General features: G+C 38.0%; 9 protein-coding genes and 1 tRNA gene. 7 read left to right on the forward strand and 3 right to left on the reverse strand.

All coding sequences use genetic code 11. From position 1 onward, the window contains the following. Window positions 1–3 precede the first annotated feature (3 nt). From NRL14_RS15975 to NRL14_RS15985, 3 genes are all read right to left on the reverse strand, one after another. Window positions 4–2,682: an SLBB domain-containing protein gene (locus NRL14_RS15975; protein ID WP_306725117.1), complete on the reverse strand. Its 2,679-nt coding sequence runs from the start codon at window positions 2,680–2,682 to the stop codon at window positions 4–6. A 123-nt stretch (window positions 2,683–2,805) separates the two neighbouring features. Further along, window positions 2,806–3,588: a YdiY family protein gene (locus NRL14_RS15980; RefSeq protein WP_007376723.1), complete on the reverse strand. Its 783-nt coding sequence runs from the start codon at window positions 3,586–3,588 to the stop codon at window positions 2,806–2,808. Window positions 3,589–3,610: 22 nt separating this feature from the next. After that, a complete protein-coding gene (locus tag NRL14_RS15985; RefSeq protein ID WP_008133554.1) occupies window positions 3,611–4,429 on the reverse strand; it encodes a mechanosensitive ion channel family protein in 819 nt (272 codons plus the stop codon). A gap of 442 nt (window positions 4,430–4,871) precedes the next feature. Here NRL14_RS15985 and NRL14_RS15990 point away from each other — a divergent pair. The 7 genes from NRL14_RS15990 to NRL14_RS16020 all read left to right on the forward strand — a co-directional run bounded on the left by NRL14_RS15990 (window position 4,872) and on the right by NRL14_RS16020 (window position 18,722). Then, window positions 4,872–4,947, forward strand: a tRNA-His gene (locus NRL14_RS15990). A 928-nt stretch (window positions 4,948–5,875) separates the two neighbouring features. After that, on the forward strand, window positions 5,876–7,201 hold the full coding sequence (locus NRL14_RS15995) for a DUF2860 family protein (protein WP_306725118.1): 1,326 nt from the start codon (window positions 5,876–5,878) through the stop codon (window positions 7,199–7,201). Between the two features lie 12 nt (window positions 7,202–7,213). Then, the gene (locus NRL14_RS16000) at window positions 7,214–8,365 is read left to right on the forward strand and encodes a FecR family protein (protein ID WP_306725119.1); all 1,152 of its coding nucleotides are present in this window, start codon (window positions 7,214–7,216) and stop codon (window positions 8,363–8,365) included. Between the two features lie 40 nt (window positions 8,366–8,405). After that, a complete protein-coding gene (locus NRL14_RS16005) occupies window positions 8,406–14,012 on the forward strand; it encodes an Ig-like domain-containing protein (protein WP_306725120.1) in 5,607 nt (1,868 codons plus the stop codon). A gap of 36 nt (window positions 14,013–14,048) precedes the next feature. Next, window positions 14,049–14,849, forward strand: a complete 801-nt coding sequence (locus NRL14_RS16010; protein WP_008136291.1) for an MBL fold metallo-hydrolase — start codon at window positions 14,049–14,051, stop codon at window positions 14,847–14,849. A 137-nt stretch (window positions 14,850–14,986) separates the two neighbouring features. Beyond that, on the forward strand, window positions 14,987–17,089 hold the full coding sequence (locus tag NRL14_RS16015; RefSeq protein ID WP_306725121.1) for a CHASE2 domain-containing protein: 2,103 nt from the start codon (window positions 14,987–14,989) through the stop codon (window positions 17,087–17,089). Then, window positions 17,061–18,722, forward strand: coding sequence for an HD-GYP domain-containing protein (locus NRL14_RS16020; protein WP_007376714.1), 1,662 nt, complete (start codon window positions 17,061–17,063; stop codon window positions 18,720–18,722). The genes NRL14_RS16015 and NRL14_RS16020 overlap by 29 nt, the downstream gene beginning before the upstream one ends. The last annotated feature ends 158 nt before the right edge of the window (window positions 18,723–18,880 follow it).

Raw genomic sequence — 18,880 nt, forward strand, 5'->3', positions numbered from 1 at the left:
CTTTTACAAACTACCAATCGCAGCAACTGCTACACCTAGCTGATAAAGAATCTGCGTTGCTGTGCTCCAAAGCGTCAGCTTATCCATATGCCCAGCATCCATTGGTATTACTATTGTGTCACCTGGTTCTAATTGGTCTGCATTGTTAGCAGCAAACCAGCCGCCTGCATTAGGGATTTTTACTGAACCATTGGCTTTAATAATATAAATACGGTCTTCAGCCGCACGCTCTTTAAGGCCACCACTTAGCGCTATATAATCATCAACACTCACACCAGCTTGATAAAGGTGAGACGTAGAGTAATTAACTTCACCTATGATGCTTATAGAATCACGCTTACTTGGTACATAAAGTGTATCACCATCTTGTAATACTAAATTTTGTTGATTATTTACAATTAAAGGTAAATCAATTACTAAACGCCCTACGGCTTCAACACTAGCGAGGTCGTTTAACAGCTTGTTCATTTCTTCATACGAGAGTGTGCTACTGCTTACAGAGTTTTGGAAGCTCTTAGAAGCTATATCACGGCGAAGCTCTGTAGATAAACGCGCTAACTGCTTTTCCTCTTGCTCTTTAATTGATGCACGAGTAAATACTGCAGCTTTTTGTTCTGCGAATTGTGAAAAACCACCCGCGCGTTCAAGTAATTCAGTTAGCGTTTCACCACGGCGTATAGTGTATGTACCAGGGAATTTGAGCTCGCCTCTTAATTCTACTTTTACGTTTTCTTGCCAGTTTGGAATAGCGAATACGTTTATGCTGTCTTTGCTTTGTAGCGTAATATTACTTTGAAGATCGCCCTTCATAGCTCTTTCAAGGTCAAATCGTAAATGTTCTATTTTTGAACCATCGCTGGCTACAATACGTGTAATTTCAGCTTGTTTTACGTAGGCAGACTCCAATAAGCCACCGGCTGCTGTTATTAAGTCACTTACCTCACCACCAATCATTAGAGGATAAATACCAGGAAAGGTAACATTCCCGCTGATTTCAACTAATTGCATAGCTTGTTGCACTGATGCTTGCTGCTTAAATTTAGCAATAATTGGCGCTAATAAATTATGGCGGCTAAATAATGCGTAATCTTCAGGTTTGAGTTCTTGGTCTTCTTCTTCTTTTGCTTTGCGCTTAGAAATTTCAGCAATAGTGAGTATTTTATTGTCTTCAAGAACAAGCTCTTCGTCTTCTTGATTAACGCCAATATATTTTTCGAACTCTTTTTGCTCAAACTTGTGCCATTGCTCTGCTTTTTGTTGCTGCTCTTGTTGCTCTTGGCTTAATGCCATATTTGCTAGCGCAGACAACTCAGCTTCTTTCTCTTCAAAGCGGCTAAATACAATTATTTTATCGTTTGCTTTAAGCTGTAGGTTATTTGCGGTGTTTTTAACTATTGCTTGCGCTATATCAAATTGGTGCGCTTCTATGTCACCATTAATATTTGTTTCACGAATAAGTAAGCCGTAACTTAAATCTGCTTGTGGGAGTAAGTCGCCACGTACTGATTTTAGAACGTCGGAAATACGTTTTCCTTGGTACCATTGATAATTACCCGGGCGTGCTACTGCGCCAATCAAGCTAATAGTATTTTGGTATTGAGAGCTAACTGAATTAAAGCGAATACGGTCGCCATCTTGCGGAATATAGTTAATTTGCGATTTTGAAAAATCTACCGATAGCACTTCTTTACGATCGAAGTTAAAGCGCTCTACAATTGCGCTTTTGGCATATGCATTTGGTTTAAGGCCTCCAGCCATTGCTAATAACTGCTTAGCAGACTCACCTTCTTTAAGTTCAAAGATAGCTGGGCGTTTTACTGCACCTTCAACGATGACCTGTGATCCTACTGATGGTATAAACACAACATCGCCAGGCTTTAATACGATGTCGTTACTGCTATCGCCATTGATAAGTAAGTCGTAAAGGTCAAAATTTGCTACAACCTTGCCTGCGCGTTTAACTTGAATATTACGCAGTGAAGCAATATCAGACACTCCACCACTTACAAATAATGCGTGCGAAACAGTTGTTAATGAAGAAACACTGTAGCTACCAGGCTTATACGCTTCACCTAGCACTAAAATGCGCATACTGCGAAGTTGACCAAGCGATACAAATGCTTTTACACCAATAACTTCTTGCTCTACTTTTGCATTAATTAACTCTTTTACTTCAGCAAAAGTAAGGCCAGCCACTTGAACTGGACTTAAGTCAGGAATATTAAGTCGCCCTTCACGGTCAACGGTTATGTCGAAGCTTTCACTTTCTTTACCATAAAAATTAATTCTTAGTTGATCGCCGCGTCCAATTAAGTACGTATCAGGAACCGCTGCATTTTCACTTGGCATGAATGTTGTAGGTTCACCTGCAAATAACGCATAACCAAAAGGCTTTATTTCGTCTACTTTTGGTTTAAAGCGCTCTTCATCTGTAAGCTTTTCTTTTTCGGGTTCTGCGCGCTCACCAATACTATTTTGCTGCTGTGCATTATTTTGATTATTAGATTGGTTTGTACCAGTGATCGTTGCTATATCAACACCGTACTGTTTTGCGAGGGCTTCTTGTTGAGCTTTAGGTAACTTTTTAAACTGCTCCAATTGTGACGCTGTTGGCGTAAAAGCCAATGCACTAAAACTGCACAATAGAACAAAAGCACTAATAAATTGTGTAAATACTTTCACGAGTAGGTATATCCCTAGGTCTACAACCAAAATTGGTCGCCATAATACATTATTTAGTAGCAAATAAAAAAGGGACTTTCGTCCCTTTTTGTCACTTAAATGTCATTTCTTTAGTTACATTGGTTAAAAACTGTAAACTAACGTGAATGACGTTTCAGTATCAGTGCTTTCTTTATCATCAGCAACATCTGAGTTGTTGGTAACATTAAAAGCAACTTTCATTTGTAATGAGCCATTAATTTTTGCAAGTAGTGCAGTTTCTGAACGCGTTTTAGTGTTTGTATCACCATACTCCACTGCAATTAACTGAGTAAAGCGCGCATTATCAGAAATCTTCCAGTTATAATCTAACTTACCTAGAGCAATCACCTCACCTTCAAACTCACCAGCAAGTAAATCGCCGTTGTCGTCAATTTCAGTGCTGTCATCTGGGTATTCGAAATATTTATAACCTGGACCAATTTCAGCACTTAGCCACATGGTTTTTTCGTTTAATAAACGTAAACCATAACCAGCAGAAATTACTGATTCACTTCGGTATGCGCCAAAGTAATCTGACACGTGTGAACCATAAATGAATAAGTGAGCATGCTTTTCATTTAATTTGTAATTACCTTGCGCAGAAATAGAGTATTTTTCGTTGGTACGCTGCTTATCTTTATTACCGTCAGCATCTTCAACTTCATCTTCTTTGAAGATTCCATCGATTTTATACTCATTGTTCCAGTTTTCTAGATTGTGCTGTACTTTAATACCACCTTTAAGCGTGGTTGTTTCTGTATTACCACTTGTGATAATAGCACCAAGCTCACTGGTAACTTCCCACGTTTTTTGCTCTGCATCTTCGGCAAATGCGTTAGTTGCAGCAGAGGCTGCAACTAACATTGATAAAAGCTTTAATTTCATTAAAAAAATAACCTATTTAAAATTAGTCTTGCTTGTGTAAATGAACATCCATTTGTGGAAATGGAATTGAAATGTTTGCGTCGTCTAATGCAATTTTAATATTTTCCATTAGCGAGAAATATGTTGGCCAGTAATCCGCACTGTTAACCCAAGGACGCACTACAAAATTAACACTCGAATCACCTAGCTCAGATACAGCAACTGTATAAGCTGGATCTTTAAGTAGACGTTCTTCTGCATCTAACACTGATTTTAATACTTCTTTTGCTTGACGTAAATCAGCATCGTAACCAACACCGATAACTAAATCGATACGACGAGTAGACTCACGTGAGAAATTTGTAATAGCACCCGACATAATTTGTGAATTTGGCACAATTATTACTTTATTATCTGGAGTGCGTAGTTCAGTTGAGAATATTTCGATTTTTTTAACAGTACCCATTTTACTACCAGCTTCAACAAAATCACCTGATTTGAATGGACGAAGTAAAATAATTAGTACGCCAGATGCAAAGTTAGACAATGAACCTTGAAGCGCTAAGCCAACAGCTAAACCTGCGGCACCTAAAATAGCGATGAATGACGTAGTTTCAATACCAATTTGCGAAAGTGCCATTAAAATAGTGACAGCAAATACAAGTGTATACACAATGCTTGAAACAAATGAGCCAACCGCTTTATCTACGTTCTTTTTAGCAAAACCTTTTTCAGTTAAGTTAGAACAAAACTTAGCAATACGACTACCAAGTAAAAAGATAACAAGCGCAACAACCGCCTGTATACCGTAATGTAAAATTAAGCCTGAGTTTTCGTTCAGCCAGTTTAATATTGAATCCATAATCACTCCAAATAGTTTTTATTAAGCGTTTTTCCAGCCAATATTATACATTCATTTACAATTTATTCTCAAAAAACAATGAATTTTCACTACAAAAAACGCTATGTTTATATAAATTAATATATAAAAGCGACAATATATTTCATATTTATTGAGTATTTATCGGTTTTTTAGAAGGTATGCGCTGTTTCTTAATCATTCGCACTTACTAAGAAAGAAAGTAAGACTTAAATATTTCTTCTCCCTTTACTAATCTCGTTCGTTACACGTTTTGCCCCCAGTTAAATGGCCTAAAGTAGCCATATTTAAGCACTAATCAATCACCACCTTACATACTGTATTTTACGCATTAATTATTTTTTTTGATTTTTTTCACTTTTAGACTTCACAAGATTTATTATTTTATGTATTATGCGCGCCACACCAAACAAGGTGTGTTGTGGCGGTTGTAGCTCAGTTGGTAGAGCCCCGGATTGTGATTCCGGTTGTCGCGGGTTCAAGCCCCGTCAATCGCCCCAATTTTTCTCCTTTTTTATTTTTTTGTATAATCATTTTCATATTATATCCTCAGTAATTTTAAATAACTAAAAATACAATCTATTACCCCCTGCATTTACTTGTCTGAACAGCTAGACCAGTTCTAAACCAATTTTATTAAAACATGACTAATTTACCGAATTAAATTACTCTAAAACGTTGTAAATTTTTATTTAGAACAACTAGGGCGTGTTGACCTTTCGTGATTGATTTTTCAGCAGACTGTTTAGTATTTAGGCAAGGCAGAGCCTATGTAGTGTGGTTATTCCCCATAAATAGGCGATAACGCAGTATAAATGCCAAACATGCGCTGCCCTTTGAGTTCATTCTAGGGACGATTAAGTCTTTGTTGCTCGGTTTTTACTTAGCCCACTAGGCTACAAACCTCGCGCCGCGATTTAATCGCCCCTAGATTGAACAAATTTCAATCCACAAAGGCCAACACGCCCTAAATAACGAAATTTATGCTTTGTTATCAAGCTGTTTTATTATCGCTATAATAGGCCACTAATTTTATGCTATTGATTTAAAAAACTGGAAGATATTAACATTTACATTTTTGAAATAATGTTTTCATTTGCTTTACATGCCTATAAAAAGTGCTAAATTATTACCTACTACCATCATTTTATTAGGGCTTGTTTATCTTTCGAGGTTAGATTTGTAGCGGCGTGTTTGTTTTTTAAATAAGGCCCGTGAGCATGACTGGGCAGCTTTGCTCGGTTTTGATTTATTCTTATAGGGATGTAAGCCATTAGAGTAACGCAGGAGCAGTTACCGAGCCCACTAAGCTACAAACCTTGCGCCGCGATTAAGTCGCCCCTAGATAGAACAAATTTCAATCCGCAAAGGTCAACTGACCCTAATGGCAATAAAGCAAAAAAATTCTTATAGGATATTCGATAAAACATGATTAGACAGGCTTTAGCACATTTACTGTGTGGTTTTTTAACTGTAGTTAGTGTTAGTGCTCTGGCTAAAAATGACGAAAGCTACGCTAAATTGTTAAATGAACTACAACAATTAATTTCTGATCATAAGTTTCAACAAGCCTACAAAAAAAGTCATATTGAAAATCAATATTTAGGCGAGCCTGCTTTTGATTTTTTGTTAGGGATTTCCGCACTTAAAACAAACCAACCGGCTACAGCAGTCTTTGCTTTTGAACGTGTAGTCGAAGCAAGCCCGCAATGGTACGAAGCTCGCCTACATTTAGTTCGAGCTTATTTAATGGTTAAAAACTTACCCGCAGCAGACACTCAAGCGCTAATACTTATTAACGCGGCTAATACACCCAAAAATATAAAAACGAGCGCGCAATCACTACTTGATGCTGCCATTGTTGAACAGCAACGTGCAGGGCGTTCTTATACGCAAAATATTCAACTTGCTTTTGGTGTGGATGACAATGTAAACGCAGGGACAACCGAAGATACTATTATCATACCTAATTTAGGCGAATTTTTACTGTCGCCAGACAGCAAAAGTACTGATGATAACTATATGCAGCTTAACTATAGAGGGAGCTACTCTCATCCTCTGGACCAGCAAAGCTTATTAACGTTAAGTGTTAATACTGGATGGTATAAGTTTGAAGCGTTAGAGCAATATGACCGCGTTAACACACACATAAATGCAGCTTATAAACACAAACAAGATAAGCTAAGTTGGTATGTACAAGCTGGTGTAACACCATTAATACTTGATGGCGAACTTTATAGAACAGAATCGTCGCTCGTAACAGGGGCTGATTTTAAATTCTCTAAAAAGTCTCGCTTATTTGGGGCTGTTTCTTTTGGTGTAATGAATAATAAACTTGATGAAAAACTCGATAACACATTTATTGCACTAAACGCAGGAACTAGTTATGTATCTCAACGCTGGTTTCAGAGTGTGAGTATTAATATCAAAACTGAAAATGCGGATGTGCCTGCGGGTAAATCAAATAGTCGTAATATACTTGGCATGTATTATCAGGCTAATTCTCAGCTTGCTGAACATTGGCAACTACTAACACTTGCAGGATATCAGTGGATTGATTACCAAGATGAACATCCTTTATTTTTAAAAGACCGTGAAGACAATTTACTGATGCTTACAAGCACCATACGTTATTTAATAAACGACGATTTAGCTATACAACTGGCGGCCAATTACCAAGATAAAACCAGTAATATATCTTTATTCGAATATGACCGCTTAGATGTTAATTTAAGCGTTTCTTACTCATTCTAATTTAAGGTACTTATGAAACTTTTACTCCCTGTAATAACAACCTTATTTTGTGTGAGTTTTAATGCACAAGCCGTCAATCCTGCTGGTAAAACGATTCTTGCCCGAGGTACTGTTTTAGCTCTAGATGCTAACTCCAAACAGCAAAGACAATTAAAACGCAGAGACACTGTATTTGGTGTAGATCGCATAACTACTGGTGAAAAAAGTAAGGCACAGTTTTCAATGTCTGACGGTGGCTTGATTGCGCTAAAAGAGAATTCGGTGCTCAATATTGCTAATTATGAATTTGATAGTAATACCCAACAAGGCTCTGCATCAATTGAATTACTTAAAGGTGGTTTGCGTTCGATTTCGGGAGTGATTAAAAAAAATGGTGGCTCTTATAGCGTAAAAACCCCTGTTGGATCTATTGGTATTCGCGGTACACATTTTGAAGTTCAGTTGGTCGAAGGCGATGTGTTTTTAGCTGTTTGGGACGGCGCAATAGATTTAACACTCGAAAACCAGCAAGTTGTTTCTTTAGGCAGCGATGAAGCGTTTTCCTTTGCGCAAGTAACGTCTTCTGGTGAAGTATTCACAAGTATTAGTGCGTCGCGCGTTTTTGATCAAAATATAACAAGTATCGATAGCCCAAGTGAAAGTGAGGATGAAGAAAGTGAACAACAAACGGCCACTGCCTCGCCCGATCCTGTTACTGAGATTGTAGTAGAAAGTAACTTTGATTCAGAGACAGTTATTATTGCTGATGTTTATTCTGAACAACAATATCAAACGGTTAGTGATGCATCTTTGGTTGATCAAATAGCACAACGCCAAGGCGTTTTTAACTATCAAGCGACAAGCTTTGGAGTGAATTCTAGTTTAGGTGCAGTGACTGACTTTGCAATGACCATGGCGGTTGATTTTGATAATGGTACAGTGCCCGAGGGTGAAATTAGCTTTAGCGATACTGGTGGTAATTGGTATGCAGCTTACAGCGGCCTAATAGATATAAGTAAACTTGATTTAGCTGTTACCTTTGCATCTCATGGCAATAATAAAGCAGCTGGCGATATTGAGGCGATTTTTTTGAATGGTTTAGATACGATTACCGGCAATTTTAATCTCAATGAAATAAATAATCCTAATGTAAATGCTAATGGCTCCTTTAGGTTAGAACCATAAACACATTGGACATAGCGCTTTTTATTATGGAGTATTTAAAATGATAGCAAAAAATATATTTTTGCTTGGTGCCATGGCGTTTATATTAAGCGCCTGTGGTGGCTCAGAAGGCACCACTGCACCAGAAGCTTCGCCAAGTTCGAGTAACGAAGCAACACCTCAGCCTATTTCAAGTAACCTCAACTTAACGGGAGTTACTGCTAGTAATCAATCGACCAAATTTAAAGTTTCAGGTGTTTCGACGTCAAGTAGAGCATTTGTTAGCGATGTAGTTGCTAATTCACAGGCTGATATTATATTTGCGCAAAAAAATGAAGTTGTGCAAGGTAATGTAACGTTTTCACTTGCGGTTTCAGATCCCGATGGTATTGCTACAGTAAGCTTGGTATTACCAAGTGTAGATAAAAGCATCGCACTTTGTTCTGAACTATGTGGCTTAAGCTTTGAACAATCAATTATTGGCTTTAACCCTTATTTTTATGGTGAAAAAGCGGGCGATCTTCGTTTAGAAATATGGATAACCGATAATTTAAATAACCAAGTACTTGCTGACGCGACTACATTTAGCTGGCAACCCCATCAAATTGAAGGCGTTACAGCGCAGCGTAATGATCAAAGTATTGATCTTTCATGGCAAGCCAATTCAGACCTCAATCGCTATAACGTTTATTTAGCAACTCAAGCTGGTGTGACTCCTGAAAATATTAATACGCTCGAAAATGGGCAACAATTTCTAAGCTTATCCAATTCAGCTTTTAGCTTTGATGGATCGCTTGTTGATAAAAGCTATCAAATACTGATCACTGGCATTGATGGCGGTGGCGAAAGTGGTTTTGCTGAAGCAATAAATATAGCCCCCATTGGTGGAGAACTAAATTTTGCCCCGAATGCGCAACCCGATCAATTTCAAATTAATGAAGATGAAAGCTTACAAGGCAATGTAGTTGCTAATGATACCGATCAATATATGGGTGAATTACGCATAAATTTAGATGCGCTAGTGCAACCACAGCACGGTACGTTAAATATAAATGAGTCTGGTGAGTTTAATTACACACCAACGGCCAACTTTAATGGTGAAGATACTTTTAGCTATCAAGTGGTTAATGAGCTTGATATGACAGACATCGCTGTTGTTGAAATTGTTGTTAATCCGATAAATGATGCACCTATTGCACTTGATAACAGCTATAGCATTCCACTTGATGGTAATTTGAATATTGCATCACCAGGCTTACTTGCCAATGATAGTGATATTGATTTAGATAGCTTAACGGTTGATACCTCACCTATCACTGAACCAAAAAGAGGACGTTTGACTTTACGCGCAGATGGTAGCTTTGAATACCTTGGTGAAGTAGATATGCGCGGGGAGGATAGCTTTCAATATCGTATTGTTGATAGTCAAGGTGAGCAAGCTATTGCCAATGTAGTTATCATCGGCGCAGCTGAAAATATGCCACCGATTGCGACTAACGATAGTTATAGTTTAAGTGAAGACAGTACATTAGTTGTTGAAGCGATTGCTGGTTTACTTAAAAATGATACAGATCCTAATAATGACAACTTTTTTGTTGATGAAAACTTTATTGTTGCGCCTGTTCATGGCCAATTATTACTTGCAACTGATGGTAGCTTTACTTATATACCCGATGCTAATTTTTTTGGTGTAGATCAGTTTCAATATCAAATAATTGACTCTCAAGGTGCTACAGCTCAAGCCAGCGTAACGTTAACAATTAATAGTGAAGCTGATAATCCGATTGCCCAGAATGATGAGTATTTATTCAGACCGAATAAGTTGCTTGAAGTTAACGCTGAAAACGGCTTGCTAGTTAATGACATTAATATTGAAAGCGGTGATCTTTATGTTAATACCGTACCGGTTGTGGCTGTAAAAAATGGCGAGCTTAATCTTAATACTGATGGCTCTTTTACTTATCAACCGAATCAAAATTTTGTAGGTGTTGATAGCTTTACTTATTTAGTTTCAAATGAACAAGGCCTTGCGGCGAGTGCTCAAGTAATATTAAGTAAAAGTGGTGTGAATACTTTGCCAAGCGCAAATAATGATACCTTTACACTAAATGAAGATAGTCCAGCGACGTTACTTGATGTACTGGCTAACGATAACGACTTAGATGGCGATGTAATTAGTATATCTCGTATTGAAAACACGATTGCCCAAGCTGTTATTGTCGATAAAAAAATAGAATTTACACCACCAGTCAATTTTAATGGTGATATAACGCTAACTTATAGTATTACTGATGGAAAAACCTTAGAAAACACCAATGCTAATGATACAACAGCAACAGTAACTGTCACGGTTATCCCAGTAAACGATGCGCCTATTGCGAACGCAGATACAGCAACAATGGCCGAAGATGCCGCCCCACTTCTAATTAATGTGCTCGCCAATGACACCGATATTGATGGAGATACCTTAACAATAACCTCTGCAGCTACTGACTTAGGGTCGGTATTAATTATTGGTAATCAACTTCAATATACACCTGCTATAAATAGTTATGGCGCAGCAACCGTTTTATATTCTGTAAGTGATGAAAACCAAGGCACTGCCTCGGCAAGTTTGTCGATTACAATCACACCTGTAAACGATGCGCCCATTGCAAATGCTGATACAGCAACAATGGCCGAAGATGCCGCCCCGCTATTAATTAATGTGCTCGCCAATGACACCGATATTGACGGAGATACCTTAACAATCACCTCAGCGACCGCCGACTTAGGGTCGGTATTAATTATTGGCAATCAACTTCAATATACACCTGCTGTAAATAGTAATGGCGTGGCAGCCGTTTTATATTCTGTAAGTGATGGAAACCAAGGCACTGCCTCGGCAAGTTTGTCGATTACAATCACAGCTGTAAACGATGCACCTACTGCATCAAATCAAACATTTAGTGTTAGTGAAAATTCGATAGACGGTGACGTTGTCGGCACCATTGTTGCCAGCGACATTGAAAACGAAAATTTAAGCTACACACTGGTCAGTGGCGACATAGGTTTGTTTAACATTAACAGCAGCTCAGGCCTATTAACAGCAAGCGGCCCGAGCCCTTTTAATTATGAAAATGCGACTCAGCATTTGATAACAGTAGCAGTTACCGACGATGGTACTCCTAATGAAACAACTTCTATTAATATTACTGTTAATGTAATTAATGCTGACGACTACCTTATACCTGTCGAAAGTGAAATTTTTGGACGCCCTGTGACTGGTGAGTTAGAGCTGTCTAGTGTTTTTTCAAACGGTGAATTTAACGACAGTATTGAGTTAAATAATAATCTTTATTTTGTTGGGTTTAGTCAAAACATAGACCAAGATATTGTCATTGCTTCATATACTAATAATGGTGCGGCCAACAATGCGTTCGATGAAGATGGCATAAAAATACTGGATTTAGGGCACGATGAAAAAGCAACGGCCATAATTTCAGGTGGCGGTGACTTGTTTATCGCCTTTTCTAGTTTTGATGGTACCAACACCGAAGCATGTTTATTAAAAATGAGCGTTACAGGCGTGATAAGCAACACCTCAGGTGACAATAATTCAGGTATTCACTGTACCAAAATGGCAAGTACGCTGGTTATTAATGATCTTGAATTTAGCGACAATAAAATTCAAGCTGTTGGCAAACAGTTTAATGGTAATGACGATGATAGTTTATGGATAAAATATGACATTTCGACATTAGCTTACGAAGCATCTAGCCCTAAAATTAAAGATGTAAGTGGTCAACAACGCGATGATGAAGCATTTGCCATTAAAAACTTTAATGGTTCTGATCTTATGGTTGTGGGGAGTGTTACCAGTGCAAACGGTGATAAAGATGCATTAATCCGTTACCTTATTTCAGATGGTGAAAATAACGGTAATTTTAATGATTATAATGCACTTAGCATCGATTTATCTGGGAATAACACCGACGATGAACTCTTTGCACTTGGCGGTTTAAATACAGCTGATTTTACCGCCTTTGTTGGCGGATATACCACTCGCCATTCAGGTGAAAAAGAAGCTGTTGTTCTCGCTATTGATAAAAAAGGCGATTTGGTAACGAGTATAGGTAATCATGGTATTGCCGTTTATGATATTGATGGTAATACAGGCAATGGTGGTAATACAGGCAATGGTGGTGCTGAAATTACAGGCGTAAAATATGAACCTATAAATAATCAAATTACTTTATCGGGCACAACGGGGAAAGGTGAGACTGAAAAGCTGTTTTCTACGCGTATTTTAGCAACCGATGGGGCACTTGATGACACCTACGGCATTAATATTATTTCGGATATTAACGGTAAACAAATAGCTAATACTGCAACAATAGATTTAAACGATACGCTTTGGGTATCAGGCATCAGCGATGATTCAAGTAGTCAGCCATTTATTGTAGCAATAGACAATCACGCGGCATTGTTTACTGGCTTAGCAGGATCAGGTTACCTTACATTGAGCAACTTAGGGACTGACTCTAATGATCAATCAAAGCAGGTGATACAGCTTAGCCATGGCACCCATGCTGGTAAATATATTATCGCATCAACAGCTCAGCAAGGCTCCGTAATTAAACTAGTATTAACGCGCCTGACCGGAGCCGGGCTGTTAGACACTAGCTTTAGTGAAAGTGGGCACAAGCAAATTGCAATCGACTTAAGTACATCTAATTTTGCATTAATTGAGCAAAATGATGGCAAACTTATTATCGCGGGTTCGCGTAAAACTGAAAACAATGAAGAAGGTTTTGTAGCAAGAGTAGATCAAAATGGTTATTTTGATACAGACTTTGCAACAGAAGGGATTTACGCCACTACAGCCGTAACGACGCAGAAGCTCAATCTAACTGACGCAGCACTGGATAACGATAACGATATTATTGCCGTAGGCTCGTTAACAGTGGCAGATACACCGAGCTCATTTGTTATGAAGTTAACGCCAGAAGGCTCACTGGAGAGCGACTTTGGTAACAATGGTAAAGTTATTGGAACCGCTTTCGAATCCTATAAAACTGTTTACATTGATAATAGCGATAAAATTTTTATTGGCGGAAAAGTTGTTTCGGGTTCTGATTCTCAGCTATTAGCAGTAAAGCTAAGTATTGATGGTGAACGCGAATTTAGCTATATAGACTCTGTAATGAGTTTAGATAACGACGATAGAATAGTTAAAATATTTGCTGATACCTTAAATAACCTGTATTTAATTGGTAATGAAACGAATACGCCAAACCAAGCTGTCATTGTTAAATTATCATCAGCAGGAATAAAAGAGACTAGTTTTGCTGAAGGTGGAGCTGGCCAGTACATACTGACGCAAACCGGTGACACTAAGGTAAAAGATGCCGCGCTTGATAGCATGGGTAACATTGTACTAAGTGGTATGGGTAATAATAAAGGTGTGTTAGCGCGCATTTTAAGTAATGGTGTATTAGATGGCACATTTGGCCACAACGGTGTTGGTTTTTACAAGGCCGAGCAATGTGCAAATGAACAAGTATTTACATCAATGATTTTACAAAGTGATACCCAAGTTATTGTTAGCAGCACCTGTAATAACGGTACTTCTAATAATATAAGTGCATCTAAGTTCAATTTTTATGTTGATGGAGTTACACCTTAATTTATGAGAGTTGAACTTTTTGGTGTTAGGGGCTCAATGCCCTCAACAGGAAAACATACGCACATTTTTGGTGGTAACACATCTTGCGTATATATAGAGCAGAAAAATGGCAAATCCCTTATTTTAGACTCAGGTACAGGTATTGTTGAACTAGGTAAACGTTTAGTGGTAAAAGCGGAACCTATCGCTATATTACTGACACATAATCATTGGGATCATATTCAGGGTTTCCCCTTTTTCACCCCTATTTATCAATCTAACCAAAATATAACAATAGTGGCTGGAAATGTAGATGACGAAGAAAGTAAAGATGCCATACTAAAACAAATGAGTGGCTCTCAATTTCCGGTTAAATACCAAGAGTTACCTGCAAATATTACGCTAAATACGACATTGTCGGCTAAAAAAACATTTAGCCTTAATAGTTTTTCAATTTCGACTGCGCCGCTTAATCACCCCGATGGCGGTACTGCGTATTGTGTTAACGCTGACGGCAAGAAAGTAGCATATGTTACTGATAATGAATTAAACCCCCCAGAAGATCTAAGAACCGATATCAACGAGTGGATTCACTTTATTAAAGGCGCTGATTTACTGATCCATGACGCACAATTTATAGATATCGACTTACCACTTAAGCATGGTTGGGGACACAGCACGATTAATCAAGTTGCCGATCTCGCCGTAAAGGCGAACATCAAAAACATTGTTATTATCAGCCACGACCCTGCAAGAAGCGATGATGAACTTCTTGCAATAGAAAACTCATTGCAAGCTAAATACGGTGACAAGTTACTGATAGAATGCGGCCGAGAAGGACGAGTTTTTGATTTTTAATCTATCAAGGATAAACGCCCATTAGATCTTTAAAGCCTATAATTTCCAGGCATTTTTTTATTGGTGCCGTTATAACTTTATTTATTGCATCAATAGAGTTATTTGCTACAGGAACATTAGCCAAATTAGTTAATCGTGTGGAAGGCATCATTTATGATTCTCGGCTCTTATTAACAACACCTGCAACACCTAGACATATCGACGAATCAGTAGTTATTATCGATATTGATGAAAAAAGTATGCGAGAGCAAGGTCGATTTCCTTGGAGTAGATCGAAAATAGCTGATCTTGTAACAAAACTCACCGATGCAGGTGTTATTGTTATCGCTTTTGATATATTTTTTGCCGAGCCTGAAGTAAATCCAGTTACACAAATCATTTCTGAAATACCTAACTTATCAAAGCAATATAGATTACCACTTGCCAAAATTAAACAGCAAGTAGACGCCGATACTAAGTTTGCTAACGCACTTGCTAAAAATGATACCGCCCTTGGATTTTTACTAACCGATGACCAACTTGCAGCCCACAGTCCACCAAAAAAAAGCAGCGTTTTATGGCAAAATGCTGAACATGCGAACTCACAAATAAGTGAGTTTTCGGGGGCTATTGTAAATATCCCACAATTACAAAATGCCGCTGCTGGTATTGGTTTTATAAATGCGCATAGCGACAACGATGGCTTTATCCGCAGAGCCGCTCTTATTAATAGAGTCGGTGATAAACTTTACCCCTCTTTAGCACTTGAAGTGGCTCGACTGTATGTCCTTGCTAATAAAATTGAAACGCGCTCAAATATTTTAGATGGTATTACTTTGTTTGAAGGAATTAAGTTTCAAGATAAATGGATTCAGACAGATGAGCACGGCCAAATACTCATTCCCTATAAAGGCCGAGCACATAGCTTCCCATATTATTCAGCAACCGATGTGCTGATGCAAAGAGTTGGCTCTGATGAATTAGAAGGAACAGTTGCCTTTATTGGTACTTCAGCTGTGGGCTTAGCTGACCTAAGGTCAACCCCAGTTGGTATGCAATATCCTGGTGTTGAAGTGCATGCCAATATATTTGAAGGACTGATGCACCCAGAGATACTGCCAGCCAAGCCCAACTGGTCTTTAGGTGCGAGCCTATTTATTATTGCGCTAACGGGTGTCGTTTTATCACTTTTTAGCCACGGCAGAAGTGCCCGATTTATTATTTTTCTTTCGTTAACTATTACGGTAGCTGTTATATCATTTAACGTGTATTTATGGTCAGTACAAAAAATTAGTTTGCCATTATTAATGCCACTCTTACTCATAATATTATTAGCTGGTTATTACATTATTGTTGGCTCTATCGCCGAGATGCACCACAGCCGAAAAATTAAATCTATGTTCAATCAATATGTCCCCCCTGCGCGTATTGAACAACTTATAAAACAAGGCAATGAGCTATCTCAAAGCAGTGAAAAAAGAAACATGACAGTATTATTTGCTGATATTCGCAGTTTCACCTCATTATCTGAAAACATGACTGCGCATCAATTAAGCGAGTACTTAAACCAATACCTTACTTCAATAACGCAAATAATATTTGATCATAACGGGACTATCGATAAATACGTTGGTGATATGGTGATGGCGTTTTGGAATGCTCCATTAAAAGATGAAAACCATGCACAAAACGGCGTTGAAGCAGCAATGGCTATGATTAACGGACTGACTCTCATTAATAAATTATTTGCCGAACAAAAACTACCTGCGGTCAAAATTGGTATAGGCTTAAGTACCGGTGATATGAATGTGGGCGATATGGGATCCGTTTATCGTAAAGCTTATACCGTACTAGGTGATACAGTTAATTTAGGTGCAAGAATTGAAAACTTGACCAAGTTTTACGGCGTAGCTATTCTAGTAGCTGAAGAAACAATGAATGCATGTCCACATATAACGTTTCGCTTGATAGATAAAGTGCAGGTCGTTGGAAAAACGACCGCAACGCAGCTATTTGAGCCCATTGGCTTAACAAATAAATTAGATACAAAACAATTCGCTGAAATAAAAAAATCATTTATCGCCATGACCCATTTTTATAATAAAGATTGGCCGCAAGCACTAAGTTTATTTACTGAATTACAAAGTACTACACTGTTTAGTTCGCATGTGTACGGTGTTTTTATCAAACGAATTCAAAATACTGATTTACAAGCACTCGCAAAGGATTGGAATGGTGCCTTTATTCATACCAAAAAGTAGTGGAAATATGCCGCAGCACATCAAAGATAAAATAAACCTGCATCACTTTATTGATATCAGCGTTAGGTTAACAACCGAAAAAGATTCGAGTAAATTACTCGATGATATACTGCAAGTAATTATGTCTATAGCTAATTCAGATGCTGGGACTATTTATTCGATTACAGATAACAAACAACTTAAGTTTGAAACGGTTATTAATGAATCATTGGATCTGTATTTAGGCGGTCGTTTAGGTAAGCCTGTTGATTTTCCTAATATAGATCTTTTTATCGACGGAAAAGAAAATAAAACAGCGATTGTTGCTCATGCGGTTAATTCTGGGGAAGTTATTAATATTCCTGATGTTTATGCTGCACTGCCTTTTGATATGAGCGCAGCTCGCGCTATGGATGCTCGTACAGGTTATCGTACCCAGTCAATGTTAACTATTCCCTTAAAAGATCATGCTGATGATATTATTGGCGTTATCCAGCTTATCAATGTAAAAGACGACGAAAATAATAATATTCCTTTTAGTGAGGAGCTTGTTACGCTAGTTCGTTCTTTCGCCTCTTTAGGTGCTATTTCGTTAACAAACTCTGCATTAATTAAAGATATGGAAGAGTTGTTTGCAACTTTTGCTGAGGCTATTGCCATGGCGATAGATGAAAAGTCACCTCATACAGGAGGTCATTGCAAACGAGTACCCGCATTAACATTGATGCTTGCCGATGCTGTTCATCTAATAGATAAAGGCCCACTTGCTACATTTAAAATGAGTGATGCAGAGCGCCATGAGTTAGATATTGCAGGATGGCTACATGATTGTGGAAAAATTGCGACTCCCGACCACGTCATGGAAAAATCAACAAAGTTAGAAACTATTTTTGATCGAATCAAATTTATCGATGCAAAATTTGAAATAATTAGCAGAGATTTAAAAATAGCGTATCAGCAGAAAATAATCTCTGCGATGAAAAAAAATAAGCCAATTGAAGTACTCCAATTTGAACGATTGCTTGATACCGAACTGAAACAACTCGCATTAGATCGTGCATTATTACAACGCGTGAACGTTGGCGGAGAGTTTTTAGGTGAGGAAGAACAGGCGCATATCCAAAGAATATCAACCCAATATCAATTAAAAATTAATGGCGAAAAAATCCCATTACTGTCTGATAATGAAGTTGAAAACTTAATGATTCGGCGTGGTACGCTTACTCAAGGTGAACGTGACATTATGAAGCGCCACATGGATATAACTAAGAATATTTTAGATATCTTACCGTTTCCAAAGCATTTAAGTAATGTATCTGAGTATGCTCTAGGGCATCATGAAAAACTTGACGGTACAGGCTATCCTCGCGGATTAACGAAAGAACAAATGTCAGTACCTGCTAGATTAATGGCTATCGCTGATATTTTTGAAGCTCTTTCGGCTGTAGACCGACCATACAAAAAAGCAAAACCAGTAAGTGAATGTTTGCATATTTTAGGCTCTATGGTTAGTCAGAACCATCTTGATGCAGACATTTTTGCAGTATTTATTGAATCCGAAGTGTATAAACATTACATCAATGAATATGCAAAACCTGAGCAGCTAGATGAAGTCGACCTCGATAACCTTCCCGGTTACTCACCTATCCGTTGATCTATTTATTACAAAAGCTGGTTTGTGTGATTTAAATAACACAGACCAGTTTGTAATAAAATTAAAAATCCTCACACGTTATACCAATTCGCTTATATAGGGTCTATTTAACGTTAAGAAAATCACGCTATAACTAGGCAAAAATTTATTATCCAAAG

It is taken from the genome of Pseudoalteromonas sp. 20-92 (assembly GCF_030847595.1).
Lineage (GTDB): Bacteria > Pseudomonadota > Gammaproteobacteria > Enterobacterales > Alteromonadaceae > Pseudoalteromonas > Pseudoalteromonas fuliginea.

Bases quoted from the DNA above. Each gene is read 5' to 3' on its own strand.
- NRL14_RS15980 (WP_007376723.1), bottom strand. From the start codon at position 3,588: ATGAAATTAAAGCTTTTATCAATGTTAGTTGCAGCCTCTGCTGCAACT.
- NRL14_RS15985 (WP_008133554.1), bottom strand. From the start codon at position 4,429: ATGGATTCAATATTAAACTGGCTGAACGAAAACTCAGGCTTAATTTTA.
- NRL14_RS15995 (WP_306725118.1), top strand. From the start codon at position 5,876: ATGATTAGACAGGCTTTAGCACATTTACTGTGTGGTTTTTTAACTGTA.
- NRL14_RS16000 (WP_306725119.1), top strand. From the start codon at position 7,214: ATGAAACTTTTACTCCCTGTAATAACAACCTTATTTTGTGTGAGTTTT.
- NRL14_RS16005 (WP_306725120.1), top strand. From the start codon at position 8,406: ATGATAGCAAAAAATATATTTTTGCTTGGTGCCATGGCGTTTATATTA.
- NRL14_RS16010 (WP_008136291.1), top strand. From the start codon at position 14,049: ATGCCCTCAACAGGAAAACATACGCACATTTTTGGTGGTAACACATCT.
- NRL14_RS16020 (WP_007376714.1), top strand. From the start codon at position 17,061: ATGGTGCCTTTATTCATACCAAAAAGTAGTGGAAATATGCCGCAGCAC.